This window comes from Streptomyces sp. NPDC093984 (assembly GCF_044764595.1).
GTDB lineage: Bacteria > Actinomycetota > Actinomycetes > Streptomycetales > Streptomycetaceae > Streptomyces > Streptomyces cynarae.
Map to the genome: position 1 here is coordinate 1433703 of NZ_JBIWIM010000001.1, position 23250 is coordinate 1456952.

The window sequence follows — 23250 nt, forward strand, 5'->3', positions numbered from 1 at the left end:
CCTCAGGGGCCGGCGGGGATCCCGGGCGGCAGGTCCACGTCCGCGAACCGCTCCTCGAGCTGCTTGTCGTAGCCGGCCTCGGTCCACACGAACTTCTTGAACTGCTCCGGCGTCAGCAGACCCTGCCACGGAGTGCCGCCGGGGCAGAACACCGACGCGCACCCGGCGCAGTGGTACGCCGGTCGCCACAGCGCCTCGGCGCGGGGCTCGCCGGCGGTGACGAAGGCGCGTTCGCGGGCCTCGCGGCGGACCACGACGACCGTCCCGACCAGCAGCAGGACGGCGAGGAGCGATCCGCCGGCGGTGTAGAGCGGCTGGTGGTGGGCGACACCGCTGTAGGCCAGGGCGGCACCGACGCCGACCATCAGCATGCCCTCCAGGAAGTGCACACAGCTGTCGAACCGTGACGGCGCGCCCGGCGACCGCGCCAGCCGGTCGGCGAGTCCGTCGCGCATGGACGCCTGATCGGCGCAGACCTCGGGGACCGCCCGCACGGCGGCCGAGCCGCAGCCCGGACATTTCACGTCAACCGCCCCTGGGGCGCTCTCCGTTGCCATGCGCCTACGCTAACCGGCGCGTCCGCCCTCCCTCGCGGCGCCGGTCGGGCCGTCACGAGGCGCCGTACGTCTGAACGGGCGCCGTCGCATCCCCGTACTCCTCGATGCGCACCCCGCGCCCGCCGGACCCGACGCGCATGGAGACACCGGATGCCCGCTCACCGCACCGTCGCCGCGGCCGCCGTCGCCGTGGCGGCCACGCTGCTGCCCGCGACCCCGGCCCTCGCCCACGGCGCGCCCACGGATCCGGTCAGCCGGGTGGTGGCGTGCTCACCGGAGGGCGGCGAGCGGTCGCGGACCTCCGCGTGCCGGGCGGCGATCGCGGCGAACGGCGCTCCGTTCACGGCCTGGGACAACCTGCGGGTGGCGGACGTGAACGGCAGGGACCGGCGGCTGATCCCCGACGGCCGGCTGTGCAGCGGAGGGCTGCCCGCGTACCAGGGCCTGGACCTGGCCCGCTCCGACTGGCCGTCGACCCGGCTCACGCCCGGGGCCACGCTGACGATGACGTACAGCTCGACGATCCCGCACACGGGCACGTTCAGACTGTTCCTGACCAAACGCGGTTACGACCCCACGAAGCCGCTGACCTGGTCGGACCTTCCGGAGAAGCCGTTCGCGGAGGTCACGGACCCGCCGCTGCGGAACGGCGCCTACCGGATCAGGGCGACGCTTCCGGCGGACCGCTCGGGGCACCACGTCCTGTACACGATCTGGCAGAACTCCAGCACGACGGACACCTACTACTCGTGCTCCGACGTGGTGTTCGCCGCGTCCGGCGCTTCGGGCGCCGGCGCGGGCAAGGGCGGGTCGAGCGGCACGCCGACACCATCGCCCAGCGCCCCGGCGGCCACCGTGACCAGTGCTCCGCCGGACACCGCGTCCAGCGTCCCGGTGACGACCGTGCCCGGTACCCCGGCTGCGGCCGACGCGCCCCGTGCGGACCGTGGCCCCTCGGTGCCGCTGCTGGCGGGCGCCGCCGCGGCGGTCGCGCTGCTCCTGGGGGGCGCCGCGCTCGCCGTGCTGCGCCGCCGGCGCGGCTGAGACGGCCGCCCCGGGTCCCGCCGGAGACCGGAGGCGGCCGTGGCCGTCAGTTGACGGAGACGACCGGGCTGCCGGCCTGGCTGGTGTCGGTGACCGGGGCGTACTTCGCCGTGAAGTAGCCGTTGGCGAAGCACAGCGACGAGCCGGAGGTCTTGGTGAAGTGCTGGCTGGTGAAGGCGATGCTGTTGTCGGCGTTGCTCGCCGCGCCGGTCAGGCTCGGCGCCTGGTAGACGCAGGTGATCGTGCCGAGCAGGGTGCGCAGCTTGACCGTGGTCTGGATGGTGGAGCCGGCGGCCGGGGTGACGGTGACGGTGCCGTCGGAGGCGACCGTGGTGGTGTAGGGCAGGTTGTCGACGGTGATGCTGCTGACGCCGAGTACGCCGGTGACGTTGCTGGTGCAGCTGCTGCTGTCGAAGCTGTGGCCGGTGAGCGACTCGGTGGCGGTGCCGGGGGCGGCCGGGTTGTCGGTGACGGTGGCGGTGAACGTCGACGAGGTGCAGGAGACACCGCTGGTGCCGGTGGCGCTGGAGTAGAGCGTGGCCGTGGTACCGCTCGCGAGCGACGCGTTCAGGACGTCGCCGACGGCGACGGCGGTGCCGCCCGCGCCGCCGGTGGTGAGCACCGCGCCGTCCGCGGAGGCGGGGGACGACGTGGCCACGGCGAGGGCCGCGGCGGCGCCGGCGACGGCGAGCAGGGATCGGGTGGTACGCATGGGGTGCCTCTTTCCGAAGTGGGGGGTTGTGCGGGTGGTGGGTGCCGCTGCCGTCCCGTCACGCCTTCTCCGTACGTGACGGGACGGCAGGGGCGGCGGGCCACCGGAGGTTGGTCCGTGGACAGGGGGAAAGCGGACGTGCCGGCGACGCGGAGGGGTGACCGGATCGCTGGTGGATGTGAAGGATCCGTGCAGCGCACCGCGTGTGCGGAGGTGTCACCACACGCCCCTGAAGGCAGGGGCCGGGAGGGCGACGTGCGCCGTGCGACGGATCCGGCGCCACGGATCCGCGGAAAACACGGGATGTTGTAGACCTGATCAACCGTCAACGTCAATACGTCGCACACAAGTTGGAGTACCGGCACCCGGGTGCGCAGGTCGCGGCCACCGCACCGGAGGTGCCGGCGACGGCGCCGGTCACCGGGCTGATCACCGGCGCCACACAATCAACACGCTTCTGCCACAACTCCCTTGACCCCTGGGTGTAACCCACGGTAACTTCGGGGGTGGCCACTGCCGTACCACGGGTAAGCCCTTGCACAAGCCGGGAGGTGTGAGGAGGCGTGCGCGGCAGCCGCTGTCCGCGCCAGGACACCGTGCCAGTGAAGCCCTACCCGCATTGACCATGCCCAGGAGCAGACATGGCCTCGTCCTCGGACGCCACGGCGTCCCCCGGTTCCACCCCCGAGCCCCCGGAAAGCGGTTCCGCCGCCGAGGGGTCCCCCGCAAGACGCGGGCGAGTCCGCCTGCGCCGCGCCGCGGTGATGGCGGTGCCTGCCACCGCGATCGCCGCGGGGCTCGCGATCATGACCGCCCAGGGAGCACTGGGCGTGCAGTTCGCGATCTCCGGTATGGCCTTCACGGTCACCGCCACCGACCTGAACGGCACCGGCTTCGAGCAGTTCGGCGGCCTCGACACACTCGACAAGGACAACCCGCTGAGAGAAACCGTCGGTGACGAGGTGGCGGTCGTCACCTCCGTGATCAAGAACGCGACGCTCACCAAGCTGTGCCAGAGCGTCGACCTCGGCGGCTCATATCTGAAGATCACCGCGGGCGGCGGCAAGGACAAGGTCGTCGCCAGCGATCTGACCACCGACTCGACCCAGCTGACCGGTGACGCCGACTTCACCAACATCGAGATCGGCAACGACGCCGGCACGCTGAACAAAGCAGGGGTGAAGGGCCCCCATGGTGTCTTCAGCCAGCAGTCCGACACCGTGCACATCGCCAACCTGCGGCAGACCAACTACGCCACCACGGCGGGCACCTTCAAGCTGCCGGGGCTCAAGCTCAGCTTCAGCGACTCGGACTGCCCCTCATGACGAGCGGGCCGAGGGCAGCCTTCCGGCGGTGGCGGGCGAACCGGCCCTTCTGGGGCGGGCTGCTGCTCGCCCTGGGCGGGGCGGAGATCCTCCTCACCGAGAAGGCGTCGCTGAAGGTGGTCATGCACATCGGCATGCAGGGCGTCGCGGGGTATCTGCTGCCGACCGTGATGGTGCTGTGCGGTCTGCTGATCCTCTTCAACCCCACCCAGCGCCTGTTCTACTCGCTCATCGGCATCCTGACGTCGCTGGGCACCTGGCTCACATCCAACCTGGGCGGCTTCCTGATCGGCCTGCTGCTGGGCGCGGTGGGCAGCTGTCTGGCCTTCGGCTGGCTGCCGGACCAGGAGCCGCGCCGGGGCGTGCTGCGCCGCCGTCGCGACCGGGCCTCCACCGCCGGCCCGGCCGTGTCCTGACCCCTCGCGCCCCTCGGCGGGCGGGCGGCCGCCCCGACCCCACAAAGCGGGGCTCCCCTCCGGATCCCGCCCGCCGAGGCCGTACCACGAGCCGGCGTCCCCCGCGCGGCCGCCCGGTCAGCGTTCCCGCTGCCTCGCGGTCACCGTGAAGCGCGCGCCGTCCGGGTCGGCCAGCACCGCCTCGCCGGCGCCCTCCTCCCACTGCAGCACGGAGCCGCCGTGCGCGCGGGCCGCCAGGACGCAGGCGGTGACGTCGTCGACCGTGAAGTGGATCTGCCAGTGCGGGCGGATCGTGGGATCGGGCGCCGCCTCCACCGCCCCCGAGTGGATCCGCGCGACCACCACTCCGCTGCTGCGCAGCACGACCTCGTCGCCGTCGTAGTGCACCTCGCAGCAGCCGGGGCGCGCCGCGGCCCACTCCAGGACCTCGCCGTAGAAGATGGCGGCGTCGAAGGCGTCACGCGTGTGGAGCCTTATGAAGGTGGGCGCGGCGGCGCGCCACTCCTCCCAGTCCGTGATGAGCGGACCCTCCCAGATGCCGAACACGGCCCCGTCGCGGTCCGCGAGCAGAGCCGCCCGGCCCGGCGGGAGGGCGAGCGGCCCCACGGCCGTCGTCCCGCCGCGCTCCCGGCAGCGGGCCGCGGCGTCGTCGGCGCTGTCGACCGCGAAGTACACGGTCCAGGCCACGGCCATCTGCCACATCGAGGCCACGGCGGCGATCCCGGCGACGGGCACCCCGTCCGCGAGCGCCACCCGGAACCGGTCGCCGAGGCTGTTCGGCCGCCACTTCCAGCCGAAGACGGCCTGGTAGAACTCCTCCGCGCCCTCCAGGTCGCGGGTGGCCAGACTCACCCAGCACGGTGCGCCGACCACCGAGTGACTGGTTACTTCCCCCTTGCCACGTGTCTCGTTCTTCTCCATGACCACACCGCCCGGTACGTTTTCCACGACTCCGCCTTGGGGCGCCTGAGCCGGCGCCGGGCGGCCGACCGTGCTCAGCCCTTGGGCCTGCGCACGCTCGACCGCTCGCCTCCGGCGCGCCCCTGCGGCTCGTCCGAGGGGAGGCGCCGGGCACCTCCTGCGTCGTTCGCTGAGGGCCTCCGGGTACCCCGATCGCACCCTTGCAAGGATGCGCCACCGAACCCCGGGTTTCATCCCGAGACACGGCAGCCGGGGCGCCTGAGGCCCGGAACCACCTCAGGCGCCCACACCCAGCGACCAGTGCGGGGTGCTGCCGGCCAGACGGCAGGCGAGGAAGTACAGCGGTATCGGGGGCGTGTACGGAGAGTCACCGCCCGGTCGGTGGATCAGTCGTGGCCGGCCGGGGCGGGGGCCGCTCCAGGAGGGGTCGCGGCGGCGTGCGTCCGCCGCGCCCGGTCCCACGCGCGCGTCGACGGCGTAGCTCGTCGTCGGCGGCCAGGTGACTCCTATGTCGGAGCCCGCGGGAACGATCCACCACCAGCGCAGGTCGTCGGCGAAGACGCAGCCGACGCGGGGCAGGCATTTCATGATCCGTTCGCCGTGGCATCCGGGGATGCCCACGGCGTCGTACCCGAGGGGGGCGGTCAGCTCCCCGGGGAGGGGCAGGCGGTCGGGCGGGAGGGACGTGTGCGGGGACGGGGAGGGAGCCGGAGGGGACAGCGGGTCGAAGACGTGCGGTCGTTCCATGCGATGCGGATCCTTGTTGATCATTTGCCTCCGGGGCGCCTGAGCCGGTGCCGGGAGGCCGACCGTGCTCAGCCCTCCTTCGTCGGGCCTCCGCGCGATCGACCTCTCAGCACCGGTGCGCCCCTTCGGCTTGGGCGGCCGGGTGGGGGTCGGGCCTGAGGGTGTGCGGGAGCTGGGGCGGGTCGGTGGCGACGGTCTCGCCGGGTTCCGGTGCAAGGTCGGCCCAGACGATGCGGCCGGAGCCGTCCGGGGCCTCCCGCACGCCCCAGTCGCCGCTGAGCATGCCGACCAGCGTCAGCCCGCGGCCGTTCTGGTCGTCCGGCCCGGGCCGGCGCCGGGTCGGGAGCGTGCCGCCGCGGTTCTCGTCCTGGACCTCGATGCGCAGCCGGTGGCCGTCGGTACGGATCCGGCAGACGATCCGGTCGCTGGCCGTGTGCTTGACCGCGTTGGTGACCAGCTCCGAGGTCACCAGCACGGCGTTGTCGGTCGTGCAGTCCCCGGTGCCCCAGCGGCCGAGCAGCCGCCGGACGCTTGTGCGGGCCAGGCCGACGGCGGCGGGGACCGCCGGGAGGTCGAAGACACCGGTTCTCGGGTGTGCCGCGCCCGCGGGCAGGCGGCCCACGGACTGGGGGAGGGAGGGCGGAGCCATCGCCGTTCGCCTTTCGTCTGCCTGGGGACCTGGCCGGTACCCACCGCCTTCCGGCGGCGGCGCGATCCGCGCATCTCGCGCCGCAGACGCCGAAGCAGCCCGGTCTCCCCCAACTGAGCTGTTCAGCACCATGGTTCACCGTCTTCGGGCGGTATGAACACTGTGGCATCCGGCAACAACGCATCGCAACCAGCAAGTTGAAAATTGCAATTCGCGAGGTGCATCCTGCTCCGGTCAGCGGAAGATCGTGACAGACTGCGACCGTGCATCCCGTGTGAGGGGGTAGGCGTGACCGCGGAAACCGACTGGGGCGGCGCCCCCACCGTTCTGCGTATGATCCTCGGCCGGCAGTTGGAAGAGCTGCGCACACGGGCCGGTCTGACGTACGAGCAGGCCGCCGAGGCGATCGGCGTCAGCCACTCCACGATCCGCCGTATGGAGGCCGCCAAGGTGGCCCGGCTGCGGATCGCGGACGTCGAGAAGCTGCTGCAGACGTACGGAGTCACGGACCAGCCGGAGATCGACACGTTCCTGAAGTCGGTCCGCGAGGCCAACAAGCGCGGCTGGTGGCACACCTACCGCGATGTGCTGCCGGACTGGTTCGCCGCGTACCTCAGCCTGGAGCAGGCCGCCCTGCAGATCCGCGCGTACGAGGCCGAGTTCGTTCCCGGCCTGCTGCAGACGGAGGACTACGCGCGCGCCCTGCTGAGCGCCGGCAACCCGCACGCCCCCGCCGAGGCGACCGAGCGCCGGGTGGCGCTGCGTATGCGGCGCCAGGAGCTGCTGTCGCGGCCCTCGCCGCCGCGCGTGTGGGTGGTGATGGACGAGACGGTGCTGCGCTGGCCGGTCGGCGGCCCGAAGGTGATGCGCGCCCAGATCGACCATCTGATCGCGATGAACGCCCTCCCCCATGTCACCTTGCAGGTCATGCCGTTCAGCAACGGCCCGCACCCGGCCATGCGCGCCGGTGCGTTCCACCTCTTCCGGTTCCGGGCGCCCGAGCTGCCGGACATCGTCTACCTGAGCGGTCTCGTGGGCGCCGTCTACCTGGACAAGGCGGACGACGTCGTGGTCTATCGCGAGGCCCTGGACCGGTTGGGCGCACAGTCCGCGCCCGCGAAGAAGACCGAGGCCGTCCTCGGCGCGATCCGCAAGGAGTTGTGAGAAGTGCAGGACCCGATACGCACCTGTATGCCGTCCCACGCCCTCGGCGCCCGCGGCTGGTCCAAGCCCTGGAGCGACGACGCGGGCGGCGCCTGCGTGGAGGCGAAGAAACTGGCCGACGGAAGCGTGGCCCTGAGGCAGTCCACGGACCCCGACGGCCCGGCGCTGGTGCTCAGCCGCACCGAGATGGCGGGCTTCCTGGCGAGCGTGAAGGCGGGCGAGGCCGACTTCCTGCTCTGACGCGCGGCCGCTCGCCGCTGCCGATCCTCTTTTATCTCTGCGTCCTGTGTGTTTGTCTCTGCGTCCTCAGCAGAGCCTTCCCCTCCCACCCCCACGACCGAGACCCCACAACCGAGACCCGGAACAGGAGACGGCGTTGCCCGACAACGGATGGCCGGCCGACCGCATCGACACCGAGAGCGCGCACTCGGCGCGCATCTACGACTACATCCTGGGCGGCAAGGACTACTACCCCGCCGACAAGGAGGCGGGCGACGCCATGGCACGGGAGTGGCCCGCCCTGCCCATCCACATGCGTGCCAACCGGGACTGGATGAACCGGGCGGTGCGCTGGCTCGCCGAGGAGGCGGGCATACGCCAGTTCCTGGACATCGGCACCGGCATCCCCACCTCCCCCAACCTGCACGAGATCGCCCAGTCGGTGGCCCCCGAGTCGCGGGTGGTGTACGTCGACAACGACCCCATCGTGCTCACCCTCTCCCAGGGGCTGCTGGCCAGCGCGCCCGAGGGGAAGACGTCGTACATCGAGGCCGACTTCCGCGACCCCGAGGCCATCCTGGGTGCCCCCGAGTTCCGGGAGACCCTGGATCTCGGCAGGCCGGTCGCCCTCACGGTCATCGCGATCGTCCACTTCATCCTGGACGAGGACGACGCGGTGGGGATCGTACGGCGGTTGCTCGAACCGCTGCCGTCCGGAAGCTACCTGGCGATGACCATCGGGACCGCCGAGTTCGCGCCCGAGGAGGTGGGTCGGGTGGCACGGGAGTACGCGGCCCGCAACATGCCGATGCGGCTGCGGACGATCGACGAGGCCCATGAGTTCTTCGCGGGGCTCCAGTTGGTGGAACCGGGGATCGTCCAGGTGCACAAGTGGCACCCGGACGGCACGGGGGAACAGGGTATTCGGGACGAGGACATCGCGATGTACGGGGCGATCGCCCGTAAGCCGTAGCCTCACGGCCCCGCGCCCCCTGTCGAGGCCGTTCGGCTACGACTTCGCGAGCAAGGGCAGGAGTTCGGGCCGCCGTCACGTCCGCCGTCAGGGGGCGGTCCTCCGTGCCGTCCCGGCAGCACGGCGTCGGCCGCCGTGAAGGCCGGTACGGCGGGCGGGGCGGGGCGCAGGCACAACGCCCGTACGCCGGTGCCCAGTTCCGCGGCCAGGACCGTGCGACGACGCGGGCGCCAGCGGCCCCGAAGGGCGCGGGCACCCGCGTCGGCCGTCCGCCGTCGTGTCCAGGGCGTCGACGTCAGCCCAGGCCGGCCGACTTCAGCCAGGCCTTGGCGACGTCGAGCGGGTCCTTGTTCTGGAGCTGCACCTGGGTGTCCATATCGAGCAGCGCCGCCGTGTCGAGCTTGGCCGAGACCGCGTTGAGCGCGTCGACGCCCTTCTGGTCGAGCCCGCTCTTGTAGACGAGCGGCTGCACGTTCTCGAACCCGAAGAGGTTCTTCGGGTCCTGCAGGACGACGAACTTCTCCTTGGTGATGGTCGGGTCCGTGGTGAAGATGTCGGCCGCCTGCACGGTGTTCTTCTTCAGCGCCGCCTGGGTGAGCGGGCCGCCCGCGTCGAGCGCCTTGAAGGACTTGAACTGCAGGCCGTAGACGCTCTTCAGGCCGAGCAGGCCCTGCTGCCGGGTCTGGAACTCCGGCGAGGCGCCGATCACCAGGTCCTTGGCGATGTCCTTGAGGTCGGCGATGGAGGACTTCTCGGTGAGGTTGTACTTCTTCGCCGTGTCCTGGTTGACGGTGACGGAGTCCTTGTCCTGCGCGGGCGCCGGTTCCAGGAGCGTCAGCTTGGAGTCCAGCTTGGCGTTGATGGCGGCCGTGGTGGCGGCGACCGTCTTCGGGGCGGCGTTCTTGTCGAGGTAGGCCAGCAGCGCGCCGTTGTACTCGGGCAGGACGGTGATGGAGCCGTTCTTCAGCAGGCCGTACGTCGTCTCGCGGCTGCCGATGTTGGGCTTGTAGGTGACCTTGATGCCCTTGGCCTTCAGGGCCTCGCCGTAGACATCGGCGAGCAGGATGCTCTCGGAGAAGTTGTTGGAGCCGACGACGACCGTGTCGCCGCTCGCCTTGCCGCCCTGGAGCGGGTCGTCGGACTTGGTGTCGGAGGACGAGGAACACCCCGCGAGCAGTGCCGCCGTGGCGGCGAGGGCGACGGTGGCCGCGCCGGGGAGTCTCCTGCTGGACGTGCTGGCGTTCGCTGTAGAAGTCACGGTTCCCGTTCCGGGCCGATGGGTTGGGGCTGGACGTGCTGTGCTGTGCTGTGCTGGTGCGGCTTACCGCACTCCACTGATCCAATCCAGCTCGTTCTCGGTCAGTCAAGAGCAGCCGGGTCACCGATCGGCCTCGATGAGTGGGCAGTTGCCGCGTGCCGTTCAGGCGCTCCTGCGCACTCCCGGCGACACCGCTGCCCGCGACACCGCCCAGAACACCGTGAGCGTGGCGAGCGCCAGCACGGCCACCAGGGTGGCCCCGCCCACGACCTTCTCGTAGTCGCGCTGGTAGAGCCCGTCCACGATGTAGCGGCCGAGGCCGCCGAGGCTGACGTACGCGGCGATGGTGGCCGTCGAGACGATCTGGATGGCCGCCGAGCGCAGACCGCTGAGGATCAACGGCAGCGCCACGGGCACCTCGACCTGGAACAGGATCCTGGCCTCGCTCATGCCCATGCCCCGCGCGGCGTCCACCGGTGAGGGGTCGACGGAGCGCACGGCCTCATACGTGGTCACCAGGATCGGTGGCACGGCCAGCACCACCAGCGGGATCATGACCGGCAGCAGCCCGAGGCCGAGCAGCACGAACATCAGGACCAGCAGACCGAAGCTGGGCAGTGCGCGGGCGGCGGTGGCGACGAACGCGAGGACGTTGCCGCCGCGCCCGGTGTGGCCGGTGAGCAGACCCACCGGCAGCCCGATGGCCGCGGCGACGGCCAGGGCCATCAGGGAGTACTGGACGTGTTCGAGCAGCCGTTGCGGGATGCCGTCGTAGCCGTGCCAGTGGGCGCTGTCGCTGAAGAACGCGTTGACGAAGTTGAGGACGTTCACCGGGCAGCGTCCTTGAGGGCGAGTGCGGACGGTTCGGGCCGTGCGGCGGCCTTCCGCCTCCTGCCGGTGCCGCGTGGCATCCACGGCGTCAGCAGGACGCGTACCAGGACGAGGAGGGCGTCGACGAGGATCGCGAGGACGGCCGTGGTGACCACGGAGTTCACCGCGAGGACGGGCCGGTGGTAGAACATCGCGTCGGCGAGGAGGTTGCCGAGCGCACCCTGGTTGCCGATGAGGGCGCCGACGCTGACCAGGCTGATGCTGGAGACGGTCGCGACCCTGAGGCCGGCCAGGATGGCGGGCGCGGCGATCGGCAACTGCACCTGCAGATAGCGCCGTACGGGCCCGATGCCCATGGCGGTGGCCGCCGCCAGCGTCTCCTGCGGCACCGAGCGGACACCGTCCACGATCGCCGGGACCAGCACCACCAGGCTGTACACGGCCAGCGGGATCATCACGGTGAGCTCGCTCTGGCCGGTGTAGTCGATGAGGACGACGAAGAACGCCAGCGACGGGATGGCGTACAGGACCGTCGTCACACCGAGGACGGGCGGGTACAGCCAGCGGAACCGCACGCACAGCTGGGCGATCGGCAGGGCGGCGACCAGGCCGGCGAGGACCGGCAGCAGGGCCTCCCGCAGGTGCAGTCCGATCAGCCCCAGCCAGCTGTGCTGGAGGTCGCTCGGGATGTCGAAGAACCCGTTCATCCGGCGACCTTCGCGTCGCTGACGTCCTCGGCGTGGGCGCTGCGGATCGCCTCGGCGATGGTCGCCTGCGAGACCACGCCGGCCACCCGGCCGCTGTCGTCCACCGCGACGGCCCACCCGGTGGGCGAGAGCACGGCACCGTCGAGCGCGGCGCGCAGCGAGTCCTTGCCGTGGGCGAACGGCCGCCCGTACGGCAGCAGTCGCTCCGGCGCGATGTCACCGGCGGTCAGTTCGCCCGGCTCGCTCCAGCCGAGCGGTCTGCCGTCGAGGTCGGTGACCAGCAGGTACGGCACCTCGGGCGTGGCGCGGGAGGCGATCTGCTCGGCGGTGGAGTCGAGGGCGACGATCGGGGTCTTCTGCAGCTGAAGGGCCTCGGAGGTGAAGAACGACAGCCGCCGGATGCCGCGGTCCGTGCCGAGGAAGTCCTCCACGAAGGCGTCGGCGGGTGACGACAGCAGTTCGGCGGGCGGTGCGAACTGGGCGAGCCGGCCGCCGGTGCGCAGGACGGCGACCATGGTGCCGAGCCGGATCGCCTCGTCGATGTCATGGGTGACGAAGACGATGGTCTTGCCCAGCTCGTCCTGGATCCTGAGCAGTTCCTCCTGCAGGCCCTTGCGGACGATCGGGTCGACGGCGGAGAACGGCTCGTCCATCAGCAGCACCGGCGGGTCGGCGGCGAGCGCCCGGGCCACGCCGACGCGCTGCTGCTGTCCGCCGGAGAGCTGGTAGGGGTACCGCTTGGCGAGGGAGGCGTCGAGCCCGACCCGCTCCATCAGCTCCCGGGCCCGGTCGCGGGCGCGGTCCTTGCTCCAGCCGAGCAGCCGGGGCACGGTGGCGATGTTGTCGATGATGGTGCGGTGCGGGAAGAGCCCGGCGTTCTGGATCACGTACCCCATGGAGCGGCGCAGGACGTTGACCGGCTGCTTGCCGATATCGACGCCGTCGAGGGTGATCGTGCCCTCACTCGGCTCGACCATCCGGTTGATCATGCGCAGGGTCGTGGTCTTGCCGCAGCCCGAGGGGCCGACGAGGACGGTGATCGAGTGGTCCGGTATCTCAAGAGACAGCCTGTCGACCGCCACCGTGCCGTCCGGATACCGCTTCGTGACTGAATCTATCCGTATCAAAACGCCGAATGCCCTTCGGGTGTGGCGGAGATCGGCCTCAACTCGGCCGAGGTCGCACGGGCCGTTGCGGGGAGAGTGTAGACGGCGTGTGTTGCGGCACCGTGGCGCGTGCGACGGGACCTCGAGCAGGCCGCCGGGGCCGGGCCGAGGTGAACCCTTGACTTGCTGGTTTGCGCAAATCCGCAGGCGAGGGAGAGCATGACCGGCATGCCGCTGAACGAGATGGCCGTGACGACGGCAAGCCTGCCGGAGCTCACCACGGGACGGCTGCTGTCCTCGTGGCACCTCGACGTCCCGGCGCTCCTCCTGGTCCTCCTCCTCGGCACGCTCTACGGGTGGGGCGTCCTGAGGGTGAGGCGCCGGGGCGAGCCCTGGCCCGTTGCCCGCACCGCCACTTTCGCGCTGCTGGGCCTCGGCACGCTCGTCGTGGCGACCATGTCCGCGCTCGCGGTGTACGACCACGCGCTGTTCTGGCCCGCCGCGGTGCAGAACGTCCTGCTCGACCTGATCGCTCCCCTCGGCCTGGCGCTCGGCGACCCGCTGCATCTGGCGGTCCGCGCCCTGCCCGAGCGTGCCTCGGGGCGGGTGCGGCGGGCGATGACCGGGCGGGTGGTGCGGCTGCTCACCTTCCCCCTGGTGAGTACGGCCCTGGTGCTCGCCACCGAGCTGACGGTGTACTTCACGCCGTACTTCGCGACCGCCCTGCGCCTCGGCTGGCTGCACGAGCTGATGTATCTGCACCTGCTGCTGGCCGGGACCCTGTTCGTCGTCCCGGTCCTCACCCACGAGGGGGCGCTGCCCGCCTGGTGCACCCACCCGGTGCGCGCGGCGCTGGTGTTCGTGGACGGGATCATCGACGCGGTACCGGGGATCGTGGTGATGACCCACGGCACGCTGATCGCCGGTGCCTGGTACCTGCACCACGCCCCGCCGTGGGATCCGGACGTGCACCACGACCAGCAGCTCGGCGGCGGCGCGATGATCAGCATCGCGGAGCTGGTGGCGCTGCCCTTCCTGCTCGCGATCCTGGTGCAGTGGGCGCGCACCGACCGCGCCCAGACCGTCGCGCTGGACCGCCGCCTGGAGACGGAGCTGGTCCCAGCGGCCCCCGCCCCCGGGCAGACGGCCGACGAGGACCGCGTACGGCCCTGGTGGGAGACCGAGGACAACGAGGTGGCCCAGCGCATCCGCCGGCAGCGGAACTGACGCGCTCACCGGGAGGCTCAGGCGAGGCCGAACCAGCCGAGGACGGTCTGCACGAGCAGGATGGTGGACATGGTGGCCACGCCGACGACCACGGCGGTGGCGGCGATGCGGTAGCGGGGCCCGTTGGCGGCCGGTCCGAGCACGGTGCGGCGGTTGGTCAGCACCAGCAGGTAGACCAGGACGACCGGGCTGATCAGGCCCTGCAGGACCTGGGTGCCGATCAGCAGCCGGATGACGTCGATCGGGGTCATGGCCAGGGTGGCGCCCAGGACGATCTGGGCGGTGAACAGGCCGAGGAAGAGCGGGGCGTCGCGGAAGCTGCGCGAGACGGAGCGTTCCACACCGACGGCCTCACCGATGGCGTAGCTGGCCGACAGCGGGACGACGGCTCCGGCGAGCGCGGAGGCTCCGATCAGGCCCAGCGCGAACAGCAGTTCGGCGTTCTGTCCCGCGACGGGCTTCAGCGCCTCGGCGGCCTGGGCGGCGGAGTTCAGCGGGCCGGTGCCGCCGATCGCGGCGGCGGTGGCGATGATGATGGTCAGGCTGATGACGCAGGCGAACACCGCGCCGAGGACGGCGTCGGCGCGGATCAGCGGGTAGTCGGCCGGTTTGGCGCCGCGGTCGACGACACCGGCGGCGGCGTAGAACTGCATGTAGGGGCTGACCGTGGTGCCGATCAGGGCGACCGCGAGCAGGATGAAGTCCTTACTCGGCTCGACGTGCGGGACGACGAGGTGGCGGCCGACCGCCGCCCAGTCGGGGTGGCCGAGGACCATCGCGACCGGATAGGCGAAGAACGCCAGCGACATGATCAGGAAGATGCGTTCGGCCCAGTGGTAGGAGCCGAACAGCACCAGCGCCCACAGCAGGATCGCGGCCGGCGGGACGACCGCCCACTTGGGCACCCCCAGCAGTTCGAAGGCGGCGCCGATGCCCGCGAACTCGCTGACGACCAGACCGGTGTTGGCCAGCAGCAGGCAGAACACGGCGAGCGCGGTCAGGCGCAGGCTGAACTGTTCGCGGATCAGGGCGCCGAGGCCCTTGCCGGTGTACGCGCCGAGGCGGACGGCCATCTCCTGGACCATCACCAGGGCGACGGTCACCAAAACCATGAAGAACAGGGTGCCGTAGGCGAACTGGGAGCCGGCCGAGGCATAGGTGGCGATCCCGGCCGCGTCGTTGCCGGCGTTGGCCGCGACCAGCCCGGGGCCCGCGATCGCGGCGACCATGGTCAGGCGGCGCCATCCCGTGCGGCGGGCGGCGGGTGCGCCGGCGGTGCCCGGTGCCGTGGTCGTCGGGGTCGTCGGGGTCGTGTGAAGGTCGCGGGTCACTGGAGGAACCTCCTGAAGTGCACGCGCCCGCGTTCGGGCAGCAGGGCGTCGAGCAGGTCGTCGGCCAGGATCCGGCCGAGGGGACGGTCGGTGTCGTCGACCACCAGCAGCGAGGAGGCGCGGGCGGCGACCAGTTGGTCGGCGGCCTCGGACAGCAGTGTGTCCGCGCGCACGGTGACCGGAGGGCCGAACTGGGCCCGCCAGGCCACCAGATCGGCCACCGGGGCCGCGTCCTCGGCCACCGCCAGGTCGAACAGCGCCATGTCGCACAGCAGCCGGCCCTCGTCGTCCACGACGGCGACGGCGTCGATCTCGGTGCGGTGCTCGGCCTGCTCGGCGAGCAGGGCCCGCACCTCGGCCACGGTCGCGTCCCGGTGGACGGTGACCAGCAGGGTGGTCATGGCGCCGCCCGCGGTGCCCTCCCGGTGCGCCAGCAGCCGGCGCAGCTCCGCCGACTGGTCGTCCGGCATACGGGTGAGCAGCGACTCGCGCTCCTCCGGGGTGAGGTCGCGCAGCGCTTCGGCCGCCTCGTCCGGCTCCATCTCGTCCACCAGCCGGGCGGCGTGCTCGGGCTGCGCCTCCCGCAGCAGGTTCTCCAGCTCGGCCGGTTCCATCTCCTCCAGTGCGTCGGCGGCCTGTTCGGGCTCCAGCCAGCCCAGCAGCTGCTGCCGTTCGGCGCGGCCGAGGTCCTCGAGGATGTCGGCGAGGTCGGCCGGGCGCAGCCGGTGCAGCGCGGTCCGGGAGGCGCGCAACCGCACCTCGGGCGGCCCCTCCGTGGCCTCCTCGGCGAACGGGGCCACCGCCTGCCAGTCAAGGACCCGCTCGGGAGTCGGCCGGGCCTGCCAGCGGCGCGGGCCCAGCCGGCGCAGCAGGGTGGGCAGCGAGACGTCCACCCCGACCAGGACGACGCGGTCGACGAGCGGCGCCAGGTACAGGTCGGCGGCGCGCGTGACCTGGACCCCGTCCACGTCGACCAGTTGGTGGTCCAGGACGTCCCTGGCCAGCAGCGCCTCGCCGGGGCGGCGGGAGAAGTCCCGCAGGTCCACCCGGGCGGCGCGCAGCCGTACGTGCCCGGCGTGCACCTTGCCGATGGCGTCGGCGGCCAGGAAGGTGCGCCGCCGCCCGATGCGCAGGATCAGCCCGGTGACCGGCGGGTACGACTCCGCCCCGTAGAGCCGGGCGACCACGTCCACGAGGCGGCCGACCTCCTCGCCGGCCTGGTTGGTGACGGGTCCGCCGACCAGTCCGGCCAGGGAGACCAGGGAACCGCGGACCGCCTTGGAGGCGGTGGCGCGGCGCTCCAGACGGACCCGGCGGTCACGCAGCCGGGCGCCGGTGGACATGAGCAGAGTGTGGGCAGCCATGAGGAACACCCCCTCGCCCCGTCGGGGCGGGGCACCGGGCGGCTCGCGGCAGCGGCCTTCCCGCTCGTTGCGCACACGACAACACGCGGCCCGGCTGGGCCGCGTGCGGCACCGGCTCGAGTGCCGGGCGGTCAGCGGTGAAGGACGTGCTGCCCCGGGCCGCGGAAGGACGACCAGGACAACGCGGAACGGGGCCGACTATGGCCCGGACTACTGTCCATCTCGCCTCCTCCCGGTCCCGGCGCCGGAGCTCGGCGCTCCCGAAGCGCAACGTCTGCGCGGCCGGTCAAGGGTACGACGCCGCCATCGTGCCACCGGGCGACATGACCGGATTGTTGAGGAACCCTTACCGGTGCCTTCCCGGTCGTGGATCTTCGGCCCCGTACGGTTGCGGTGGTGCGGCGGCTTCCCGTCGCCGACCTTTCGACCAGGTGGGAGTGTGGATGAGGACCGGTCGCCGGGCCGTGCTGGCCGCCATGGCGTCCAGCGTGCTCGCCGGATGCGCGGGCCGGAAGAGCGCGACGAGCGGCGGGACGCCCACGTCCGGCCCGCCCGGGGCGCCCGCGCCGAACGCCACGGCCACCCCGACGCCCACCCCCTCGGCGACGGCACCGGCGGTGACCCGTGCCGAGATCGTGGCCCGCTACGGGCATGCCGTGCCGCACACCTGGGGCTTCCTGGCGCCCGGGGTGGTGCACGCGCTGCCGAAGGGCAAGCGTCAGATCGCGCTGACCTTCGACGCCTGCGGCGGCCCGGGCGGCAGCGGCTACGACAAGGCGCTGATCGACTTCCTGCGCAGCCGGGAGGTACCGGCGACCCTGTTCATCAACTCCCGCTGGATCGACGCCAATCCGGCCCTCTTCCGCCGGCTGGCCGCCGAGCCGCTGTTCGAGATCGCCAACCACGGCACCCGGCACCGCCCGCTGTCGGTCACCGGGCGCTCCGCCTACGGCATCCCCGGTACCCGGGACGCCGGCGAGGTGTACGACGAGATCGCCGGCAACCGGGCCGAGCTCACCCGGCTGCTGGGCGCCCCGCCGCGCTTCTTCCGGTCCGGCACCGCGTACTGCGACGACGTCGCGGCACGGATCGTCGGCGACCTGGGGGAACGCTTCGCGAGTTTCTCGGTCAACGGCGACGGCGGCGCCACCTTCACCCCCGAGCAGGTGCGCACCACCGTCGGGTCCGCGCCGGACGGCTCCATCGTCATCTGCCACATGAACCACCCCGACGGCGGCACCGCCCCGGGCATCGCCGCCGCCGTACCGCGGCTGCTGGCGAGCGGTCACACCTTCGTCCGCCTGTCGGACGCGCTGGACTGACGGAGCGTCGGGGCCCTGCCTCAGGGCCTGTGTCACACCACCGAGGCGATCAACTGGTCGATCAGGGCGATGAGGACGTCGCGGCACGACTCGCGCTCCCGGGCGTCGCACAGCAGCACCTGGACGTGCTCGGGCAGAGCCAGCGCCTCCCGGATCTCCTCGGGCGGGTACGGGTGCTGCCCGTAGAAGCCGTTGACGGCGACGACGAAGGGGATGCCGCGGCGTTCGAAGAAGTCGATGGCGGCGAAGCTGGACTCCGGGCGGCGGACGTCGATCAGGACCACGGCGCCGAGCGCGCCGATCGCCAGGTCGTTCCACATGAACCAGAACCGCTGCTGACCGGGCGTGCCGAAGAGGTACAGCACGAGGTCCCGGCCGATCGTGATGCGGCCGAAGTCCAGGGCCACGGTGGTCGCCCGCTTCTCCTCGATGCCGACGAGGTCGTCGACGTCCAGCCCGGCGGTGGTCAGCGGTTCCTCGGTGCGCAGCGGGACGATCTCGCTGACCGACCCGACCATGGTGGTCTTGCCGACGCCGAAGCCCCCGGCGATGAGGATCTTCACCGTGTCGGGGGCCGGCGCCGGAGGGGTGGCGGTGTCAGAGCCGGCCAAGGCCGTCCCTCACTTTCTGCAGCAGTTGAAGGTCCGGTGTGCGGGAGACGGGGTGCGGCGGGCGGATGGTGATCCGGCCCGCCTCCAGCAGATCGCACAGCATGATCACGACCACGCTCACCGGCAGATCGAGGTGGGCCGCGAGCTCCGCCACGGCGATCGGCTCCGCGCACCGCTTCAGGATCCGCGCGTGCTCGGGCTGGAGCCGGGGCGCCCACGCGGGCGGCGGGTCCACCGCCGTCACCGTCGTGATGAGGGTGAAGTCGGCGCGGCTGGGCCGGGTCCGCCCGCCGGTCAGCGTGAACGGCCTGACCAGCCGGCCCGCCGCGTCGCCTCCGCTCACCTCACTCGCCGCTGTCGGACGCGCCGACGCCCGCACGTGGTGCCGCACTCAGGTGCTCGCCGATCTTCTTCACCAGCATGTTCATCTGGTACGCCACCACTCCGACGTCGGCGCCCGGGCCGGTGAGGACGGCGAGATGGGCGCCGGGTCCGGCCTGGGTGAGGATCAGGTAGCTGTGGGCCATCTCGATGAGCGCCTGGCGCACCGGGCCGCCACGGAAGTCCATGCTCACGCCCTTGCTGAGGCTCATCAGGCCGGACGCGGTCGCCGCGAGCCGTTCGGCGTCGTCGCGGACGAATCCGGTGGAGTGGCTGACGACCAGTCCGTCCTCGGAGAGGACCACCGCGTGGGCGACCCCGGCGACCCGGTCCACGAGTGAGGTGAGCAACTGGTCGAGCTGGCTGTGCGTGGCAGGGGAGCGTGTCATGTCGGTGTCCTTCACGAGCGGTCGGCGAGCGGTGTGGACGTCGGTGCGGCCTCGGGTGCGTCGGCCACGGCGGGCTCCTCCTGGTCGTACTGCTCCAGGGTGCCCTCGTCACGCGCCCGGAGCGTGCCGCGCTGGAAGCCGGCGAGGGAGGAGGCGGCGCGTTCGGCGGTGAACTCGTCGAGCACGCCGTCCCCGTCGGCGGGCGCGGCCTCCTCGAGCAGCTCGGCGGCCAGACTGGTCTGCGGCACCCGGCGCGGCAGCGGGGGAAGCCCTCCCGCGCGCCCGGCTTCGTCGCTGTGCACGGCGCCTTCCCTCAGGGTGGGCTCCCGGCGCCGGGCGTCGGCCGGAGGAGCGGTCCCGGTCGGGCGGGCCGCCGGGCGGGCGGGCCGGGGTTCCCGTACGGGCTCGGCGTCGGGCGCCTGTGAGGACCCGGGGGCCTCGCGCACCACGATGTCGTGCGGGACTAGCACGATCGCCGTGGTCCCGCCGTACGGCGACGGGCGCAGCGTCACCGCGATGCCGTGCCGGGTGGCGAGGCGGGCGATGACGAACATGCCGAGCCTGAGGTCGTCGGCGAGGGCCACCACGTCGAACTGCGGGGCCACCGCCAACTGGGCGTTGAGCTGGGCGTAGTCGTCCTCGGACATGCCGAGGCCGCGGTCCTCGATCTCGATGGCGAGGCCCTTGGCGACCAGCGCGGCCCGCACCTCGACGGGGCTCGGGGCGGGCGAGTACACGGTCGCGTTGTCGATGAGTTCGGCCAGCAAATGGATCAGGTCGGCCACCGCGGGCGGGGACAGGTACACGTCCTCGTCGGTGTGCACCTCCACCCGCTGATATTCGGCGACCTCGCCGACGGCGCTGCGCACGATGTCGATCAGCGCGACCGGTTCGGTCCAGCTGCGCCGGGGCTGCTCGCCGCTGATGATGACGAGGTTCTCCTCGTAGCGGCGCAACTGGCTCGCGGTGGAGTCCAGTTCGTACAGCCCCTTGAGGACGTCCGGGTCCTGGTGCTGTCTCTCCAGCGCGTCCAGCTTGCTGAGCTGGAGGTTGACCAGGTTCTGGCTCTGCCGGGCGATGCCGAGGATCACCTTCTGGAAACCGCGCCGGGTCTCGGCGAGTTCGACGGCGGTGTGCACGGCGGTGCGCTGGGCGGTGTTGAACGCCTGCGCCACCTGGCCGAGTTCGTCCCGCCCGTAGTCGAGCGGTGGCGTCGCGGACTCCACGTCGACCTTCTCGCCCCGCTCGAGGCGGGCCACCACGTCGGGCAGCCGCTCCTCGGCCAGGGAGAGCGTGGCGAGCCTGAGCCCGCGCAGTCGCCGGGACAGGGAGCGGGTGATCCGCCAGGACATGCCGACGCACAGAAGAAGGGCGGCGAGCCCTCCCGCGCTCAGCGAGCCGGCCTTGAGGAGCAGGCCGTGCGCCGTGGCGGCGCTGCGGTCGAGCAGCTGCGCCGTCTGCTGCCGGATCAGCGCCGCGTACCGGTCGGCGAGCGTGTTCATCGCGGTGCTCCACCGCTGCCGGACGTCCGGCAGTGCGATCCCGCGCGCGCCGGACGCCGTCCGGGCCGCGAGCACCTGGTCCTCGACGCTCTGCAGGGTCGCCCACTCGGGCGACTGCAGGATCCGCTCGGCCTGTGTCTTCATGCTCCCCTGGAGCGAGGGCACGATCTGGTCCTGGACCAGCCAGCGGCGGGCGTGGACCAGCTGCATGAACCGGTCCCACGACGCCTCGTCCATGTGCCGCGACGGCCAGGCCAGGGTGAGCTCCGCGTCCTCCTGGGAGGCCAGCTCCGCGGCGTGCTCCAGCGCGACCAGCGGGCCGGCCTGCGAGGTGAGGTCGCCGTCGTCGACCTGGGAGAGCTCCTGGAAGGCCTGGATCTGCCGGCCGATGATCGCGGTGTACTGGTCCAGCGCCTGCTGGGCGGTGATGTCCGTGGGACGGTCCACCTGGTCGCGGTAGTACTCCAGGCTGCCCACCGATGCGACGACGGAGTACATCGGGTCCTTGATGCGAAAGGCAGCCCGTTTGATCGCGTCGGCCTGCCCGGTGAGCTGCGCCACCGCCGCGTCCGTCGCCCTGCGCTGCGCGTCCAGGGCGGCCCGGGAGCCGTGCGGGGAGGCCAGCCACGCCGCGGACAGCTGCCGCTCCTGCTGCAGGGCGAGCGCCGCCTCGGTGCCCATGGCGCCGGTGGACCGGCTCAGTTCCGTCTGCGCGCGCAGCCGCAGCCCCTCCGAGAACATCTGGGTGGTGGTCACACCCCAGACGGCGGCGAGCGTGACGCTGGGGACCAGGGCCAGGAGGATCAGGGAGAGGCGTATGGAGCCGAGACGGCGCCGGATGGGTGTCGGTGTCCGTCGAGACATCGTGGTCCTAGAGCGGTCCGTGGGGAACGGGGAAGGGGGACGGACGCGAGGGGTGAGCGCGTGTCCGGTGCGACACAGGGGTGCGCAGGATGTTATCCGTCCGTGTGACCTGGCGCACCGACAGGGACCGTATCGTTTCGGCGTTTCTCGGAACCGGCGCCTGCTGGGGCACCGGGTGCCCGCTCAGCGGGTGCCGCCCGCCGCGAACTTCGCCACCGAGGTGATGTTCGCCTTGGTCACGAAGGCCGGGCCGGTCAGCACCGGGGCGGTGCCGCCGCCGCTGACGTTGCCGTTGCTCTTGTAGAGCCACAGCGAGTCCACCGCGAGGTAGCCCTGGAGGTAGGGCTGTTGGTCGACGGCGAACTGCACGTCCCCGTTCTGCACGGCCTTGACCAGGTCGGTGTTGAGGTCGAAGGTGGCGACGCGCGCGTTGCTGCCCGCCTGCTGCACCGACTTGACCGCGGCGAGCGCGAACTGAGCGCCCAGCGTGACCACCTGATCGATGGTCGGGTCCTGCCGCAGCTGGGCGGCGACGGCGCCGGTCACGGCGTTCAGGTCGGTGCCGTCCACGTAGAGCAGGTCGGTCTGGCCGCCGAAGGCCTTCTTCACCCCGGCGCAGCGCGCTTCCAGGGCGACGTTGCCGCGCTCGTGGATGACGCACAGGGCGTGCTTGGCGTGGAGGTCGTCCAGCTTGTCGCCGACGGCGCGGCCCGCGACGCTCTCGTCCTGGCCGAAGTACTCGAGCACGCCCTCGGAACGCCAGGCGTCGATCCCGGAGTTGAGCCCCACGACCGGGATGCCCGCCGCCCTGGCGTCGGCGATCGCTCCCTTCATCGCGTCCGGCTTGGCCAGTGTCAGCGCGATGCCGTCGACCCGGTCCTTGACCGCGTCCCGCACCAACTCCGCCTGTCCCGCCGGGTCCGGGTCGCCCGCGTACGTCAACTCGGCGCCGTCCTTGGCCGCGGCCGCCTCGGCGCCCTTGCGCACCAGCTCCCAGAAGGCGTCGTCCTCGGCTCCGTGGGTGACCAGGGCGACCTTGAGCCGGCCGGGGCCGGAGGCCTTCGCGTCGGCGTCGGATCCGGCGCCGTCGAAGCCGGAGCAGCCGGCCAGCAGCAGGCAGGCGGCGAAGGCTGCGGTCAGGGCGGTGCCGAGCGGGATTCTGCGGGACCTGCGCGGAGGGGGAGGGGTTTTCATGGGGGTGCGGCACCTCGCTGTGCAGCCGAGCCAGAGGACGGCGGTCGTACGGGAAGAGCGGAGTGAGCCGGGGAGTATCGGCTCGGTGGCTCGCGCTGTGCCGGAGCCAATCGCGGGTGACCGCCCGTGGTCAAGTGAGCGACCCCCGGTAGTCGGCTGTTGCTGCCGCATTGTGATGATCTCCGCGACGCCGGACCCGCCCCCGGGCCCCTGAACCCGCCCCCGGGCTCCTGACCTCGAACCCCGGACGCCGGCGCCGGGCGGCCCGCGCCCGGCGGCACCCTCCGGGGCGGGCCTTTCGGGCGAGGACGACGACATGCGGCTTTTGCCGTGATATGGGTGATTCGCACCGCCGGGTCGCGCCATGTCGCCGTCCCGTTTGGTCACGGGTGCCAGGAGGCCGGTGTGTACCGTCCGCGTGAGTGGCCGCAAGGGC

At 72.0% G+C, this 23250-nt stretch carries 24 protein-coding genes; 8 read left to right on the forward strand and 16 right to left on the reverse strand.

Annotation, left to right across the window (positions count from 1 at the left end; genetic code table 11):
• Positions 1 to 2 precede the first annotated feature (2 nt).
• Positions 3 to 557: a hypothetical protein gene (locus tag ACIRC0_RS06410; protein WP_403611998.1), complete on the reverse strand. Its 555-nt coding sequence runs from the start codon at positions 555 to 557 to the stop codon at positions 3 to 5.
• Between the two features lie 150 nt (positions 558 to 707).
• On the opposite strand from ACIRC0_RS06410, the gene ACIRC0_RS06415 reads away from it, so the two are divergent.
• On the forward strand, positions 708 to 1601 hold the full coding sequence (locus ACIRC0_RS06415) for a lytic polysaccharide monooxygenase (RefSeq protein WP_403612000.1): 894 nt from the start codon (positions 708 to 710) through the stop codon (positions 1599 to 1601).
• Positions 1602 to 1647: 46 nt separating this feature from the next.
• On the opposite strand, the gene ACIRC0_RS06420 is transcribed toward ACIRC0_RS06415, so the two are convergent.
• Entirely contained in the window at positions 1648 to 2313 is a 666-nt protein-coding gene (locus ACIRC0_RS06420) for a Tat pathway signal sequence domain protein (RefSeq protein ID WP_403612002.1), read from the reverse strand.
• A 641-nt stretch (positions 2314 to 2954) separates the two neighbouring features.
• Here ACIRC0_RS06420 and ACIRC0_RS06425 point away from each other — a divergent pair.
• Positions 2955 to 3638 (forward strand): DUF6230 family protein, encoded by a 684-nt coding sequence (locus ACIRC0_RS06425; protein ID WP_403612004.1) that lies wholly within the window; start codon positions 2955 to 2957, stop codon positions 3636 to 3638.
• Complete coding sequence (locus ACIRC0_RS06430) at positions 3635 to 4054, forward strand: DUF6114 domain-containing protein (protein WP_403612007.1); 420 nt, start codon at positions 3635 to 3637, stop codon at positions 4052 to 4054. Before ACIRC0_RS06425 ends, ACIRC0_RS06430 begins: the two co-directional genes overlap by 4 nt.
• A 117-nt stretch (positions 4055 to 4171) precedes the next feature.
• Here the strand turns inward: ACIRC0_RS06430 and ACIRC0_RS06435 are convergent, their stop codons facing one another.
• The 3 genes from ACIRC0_RS06435 to ACIRC0_RS06445 form a co-directional block, all read right to left on the reverse strand.
• A complete protein-coding gene (locus ACIRC0_RS06435; RefSeq protein ID WP_403612759.1) occupies positions 4172 to 4975 on the reverse strand; it encodes a VOC family protein in 804 nt (267 codons plus the stop codon).
• A 276-nt stretch (positions 4976 to 5251) separates the two neighbouring features.
• Complete coding sequence (locus tag ACIRC0_RS06440; protein WP_403612010.1) at positions 5252 to 5722, reverse strand: hypothetical protein; 471 nt, start codon at positions 5720 to 5722, stop codon at positions 5252 to 5254.
• A 106-nt stretch (positions 5723 to 5828) separates the two neighbouring features.
• Complete coding sequence (locus tag ACIRC0_RS06445) at positions 5829 to 6371, reverse strand: ATP-binding protein (protein WP_403612013.1); 543 nt, start codon at positions 6369 to 6371, stop codon at positions 5829 to 5831.
• A gap of 288 nt (positions 6372 to 6659) precedes the next feature.
• Here ACIRC0_RS06445 and ACIRC0_RS06450 point away from each other — a divergent pair, with 288 nt between their 5' ends.
• The 3 genes from ACIRC0_RS06450 (at position 6660) to ACIRC0_RS06460 (ending at position 8727) form a co-directional block, all read left to right on the forward strand.
• Positions 6660 to 7535, forward strand: coding sequence for a helix-turn-helix domain-containing protein (locus ACIRC0_RS06450; protein ID WP_403612015.1), 876 nt, complete (start codon positions 6660 to 6662; stop codon positions 7533 to 7535).
• 27 nt (positions 7536 to 7562) lie between these two features.
• Positions 7563 to 7775 (forward strand): DUF397 domain-containing protein, encoded by a 213-nt coding sequence (locus ACIRC0_RS06455; protein ID WP_200418639.1) that lies wholly within the window; start codon positions 7563 to 7565, stop codon positions 7773 to 7775.
• Positions 7776 to 7911: 136 nt separating this feature from the next.
• Positions 7912 to 8727 carry an SAM-dependent methyltransferase gene (locus ACIRC0_RS06460; RefSeq protein WP_403612017.1) on the forward strand — a complete coding sequence of 272 codons (816 nt, stop codon included), beginning with the start codon at positions 7912 to 7914 and terminating at the stop codon, positions 8725 to 8727.
• A 295-nt stretch (positions 8728 to 9022) separates the two neighbouring features.
• Here the strand turns inward: ACIRC0_RS06460 and ACIRC0_RS06465 are convergent, their stop codons facing one another.
• The 4 genes from ACIRC0_RS06465 to ACIRC0_RS06480 all read right to left on the reverse strand — a co-directional run bounded on the left by ACIRC0_RS06465 (position 9023) and on the right by ACIRC0_RS06480 (position 12650).
• Positions 9023 to 9985, reverse strand: coding sequence for an ABC transporter substrate-binding protein (locus ACIRC0_RS06465; RefSeq protein ID WP_403612020.1), 963 nt, complete (start codon positions 9983 to 9985; stop codon positions 9023 to 9025).
• A gap of 162 nt (positions 9986 to 10147) precedes the next feature.
• The gene (locus ACIRC0_RS06470) at positions 10148 to 10816 is read right to left on the reverse strand and encodes an ABC transporter permease (protein ID WP_403612023.1); all 669 of its coding nucleotides are present in this window, start codon (positions 10814 to 10816) and stop codon (positions 10148 to 10150) included.
• Positions 10813 to 11523 carry an ABC transporter permease gene (locus ACIRC0_RS06475; protein ID WP_403612026.1) on the reverse strand — a complete coding sequence of 237 codons (711 nt, stop codon included), beginning with the start codon at positions 11521 to 11523 and terminating at the stop codon, positions 10813 to 10815. Before ACIRC0_RS06475 ends, ACIRC0_RS06470 begins: the two co-directional genes overlap by 4 nt.
• On the reverse strand, positions 11520 to 12650 hold the full coding sequence (locus ACIRC0_RS06480) for an ABC transporter ATP-binding protein (protein WP_403612028.1): 1131 nt from the start codon (positions 12648 to 12650) through the stop codon (positions 11520 to 11522). Before ACIRC0_RS06480 ends, ACIRC0_RS06475 begins: the two co-directional genes overlap by 4 nt.
• A gap of 198 nt (positions 12651 to 12848) precedes the next feature.
• On the opposite strand from ACIRC0_RS06480, the gene ACIRC0_RS06485 reads away from it, so the two are divergent.
• Complete coding sequence (locus tag ACIRC0_RS06485) at positions 12849 to 13856, forward strand: cytochrome c oxidase assembly protein (RefSeq protein ID WP_403612031.1); 1008 nt, start codon at positions 12849 to 12851, stop codon at positions 13854 to 13856.
• Between the two features lie 17 nt (positions 13857 to 13873).
• On the opposite strand, the gene ACIRC0_RS06490 is transcribed toward ACIRC0_RS06485, so the two are convergent.
• Entirely contained in the window at positions 13874 to 15187 is a 1314-nt protein-coding gene (locus ACIRC0_RS06490) for an NRAMP family divalent metal transporter (RefSeq protein ID WP_403612034.1), read from the reverse strand.
• Positions 15184 to 16551, reverse strand: a complete 1368-nt coding sequence (locus ACIRC0_RS06495) for a magnesium transporter MgtE N-terminal domain-containing protein (RefSeq protein ID WP_403612036.1) — start codon at positions 16549 to 16551, stop codon at positions 15184 to 15186. The genes ACIRC0_RS06490 and ACIRC0_RS06495 overlap by 4 nt, the downstream gene beginning before the upstream one ends.
• Positions 16552 to 16994: 443 nt before the next feature.
• Here ACIRC0_RS06495 and ACIRC0_RS06500 point away from each other — a divergent pair, with 443 nt between their 5' ends.
• On the forward strand, positions 16995 to 17873 hold the full coding sequence (locus ACIRC0_RS06500) for a polysaccharide deacetylase family protein (RefSeq protein WP_403612038.1): 879 nt from the start codon (positions 16995 to 16997) through the stop codon (positions 17871 to 17873).
• Between the two features lie 32 nt (positions 17874 to 17905).
• On the opposite strand, the gene ACIRC0_RS06505 is transcribed toward ACIRC0_RS06500, so the two are convergent.
• The 5 genes from ACIRC0_RS06505 to ACIRC0_RS06525 form a co-directional block, all read right to left on the reverse strand.
• Complete coding sequence (locus ACIRC0_RS06505) at positions 17906 to 18484, reverse strand: ATP/GTP-binding protein (protein WP_263232612.1); 579 nt, start codon at positions 18482 to 18484, stop codon at positions 17906 to 17908.
• Positions 18471 to 18827, reverse strand: coding sequence for a DUF742 domain-containing protein (locus ACIRC0_RS06510; RefSeq protein WP_200418350.1), 357 nt, complete (start codon positions 18825 to 18827; stop codon positions 18471 to 18473). Before ACIRC0_RS06510 ends, ACIRC0_RS06505 begins: the two co-directional genes overlap by 14 nt.
• A gap of 1 nt (position 18828) precedes the next feature.
• Positions 18829 to 19254 (reverse strand): roadblock/LC7 domain-containing protein, encoded by a 426-nt coding sequence (locus ACIRC0_RS06515; protein WP_103838841.1) that lies wholly within the window; start codon positions 19252 to 19254, stop codon positions 18829 to 18831.
• 11 nt (positions 19255 to 19265) lie between these two features.
• The gene (locus ACIRC0_RS06520; protein ID WP_403612041.1) at positions 19266 to 21620 is read right to left on the reverse strand and encodes a nitrate- and nitrite sensing domain-containing protein; all 2355 of its coding nucleotides are present in this window, start codon (positions 21618 to 21620) and stop codon (positions 19266 to 19268) included.
• Positions 21621 to 21803: 183 nt separating this feature from the next.
• Positions 21804 to 22814, reverse strand: a complete 1011-nt coding sequence (locus ACIRC0_RS06525) for a substrate-binding domain-containing protein (RefSeq protein WP_403612044.1) — start codon at positions 22812 to 22814, stop codon at positions 21804 to 21806.
• Positions 22815 to 23250: the final 436 nt, after the last annotated feature.

Excerpts from the sequence above, each read along its gene's own strand:
- ACIRC0_RS06420 (WP_403612002.1), bottom strand. The coding sequence starts at position 2,313 with ATGCGTACCACCCGATCCCTGCTCGCCGTCGCCGGCGCCGCCGCGGCC.
- ACIRC0_RS06410 (WP_403611998.1), bottom strand. The coding sequence starts at position 557 with ATGGCAACGGAGAGCGCCCCAGGGGCGGTTGACGTGAAATGTCCGGGC.
- ACIRC0_RS06445 (WP_403612013.1), bottom strand. The coding sequence starts at position 6,371 with ATGGCTCCGCCCTCCCTCCCCCAGTCCGTGGGCCGCCTGCCCGCGGGC.
- ACIRC0_RS06520 (WP_403612041.1), bottom strand. The coding sequence starts at position 21,620 with ATGTCTCGACGGACACCGACACCCATCCGGCGCCGTCTCGGCTCCATA.
- ACIRC0_RS06485 (WP_403612031.1), top strand. The coding sequence starts at position 12,849 with ATGACCGGCATGCCGCTGAACGAGATGGCCGTGACGACGGCAAGCCTG.
- ACIRC0_RS06440 (WP_403612010.1), bottom strand. The coding sequence starts at position 5,722 with ATGGAACGACCGCACGTCTTCGACCCGCTGTCCCCTCCGGCTCCCTCC.
- ACIRC0_RS06430 (WP_403612007.1), top strand. The coding sequence starts at position 3,635 with ATGACGAGCGGGCCGAGGGCAGCCTTCCGGCGGTGGCGGGCGAACCGG.
- ACIRC0_RS06415 (WP_403612000.1), top strand. The coding sequence starts at position 708 with ATGCCCGCTCACCGCACCGTCGCCGCGGCCGCCGTCGCCGTGGCGGCC.
- ACIRC0_RS06455 (WP_200418639.1), top strand. The coding sequence starts at position 7,563 with ATGCCGTCCCACGCCCTCGGCGCCCGCGGCTGGTCCAAGCCCTGGAGC.
- ACIRC0_RS06525 (WP_403612044.1), bottom strand. The coding sequence starts at position 22,814 with ATGAAAACCCCTCCCCCTCCGCGCAGGTCCCGCAGAATCCCGCTCGGC.
- ACIRC0_RS06500 (WP_403612038.1), top strand. The coding sequence starts at position 16,995 with ATGAGGACCGGTCGCCGGGCCGTGCTGGCCGCCATGGCGTCCAGCGTG.
- ACIRC0_RS06495 (WP_403612036.1), bottom strand. The coding sequence starts at position 16,551 with ATGGCTGCCCACACTCTGCTCATGTCCACCGGCGCCCGGCTGCGTGAC.
- ACIRC0_RS06515 (WP_103838841.1), bottom strand. The coding sequence starts at position 19,254 with ATGACACGCTCCCCTGCCACGCACAGCCAGCTCGACCAGTTGCTCACC.
- ACIRC0_RS06435 (WP_403612759.1), bottom strand. The coding sequence starts at position 4,975 with ATGGAGAAGAACGAGACACGTGGCAAGGGGGAAGTAACCAGTCACTCG.
- ACIRC0_RS06475 (WP_403612026.1), bottom strand. The coding sequence starts at position 11,523 with ATGAACGGGTTCTTCGACATCCCGAGCGACCTCCAGCACAGCTGGCTG.
- ACIRC0_RS06425 (WP_403612004.1), top strand. The coding sequence starts at position 2,955 with ATGGCCTCGTCCTCGGACGCCACGGCGTCCCCCGGTTCCACCCCCGAG.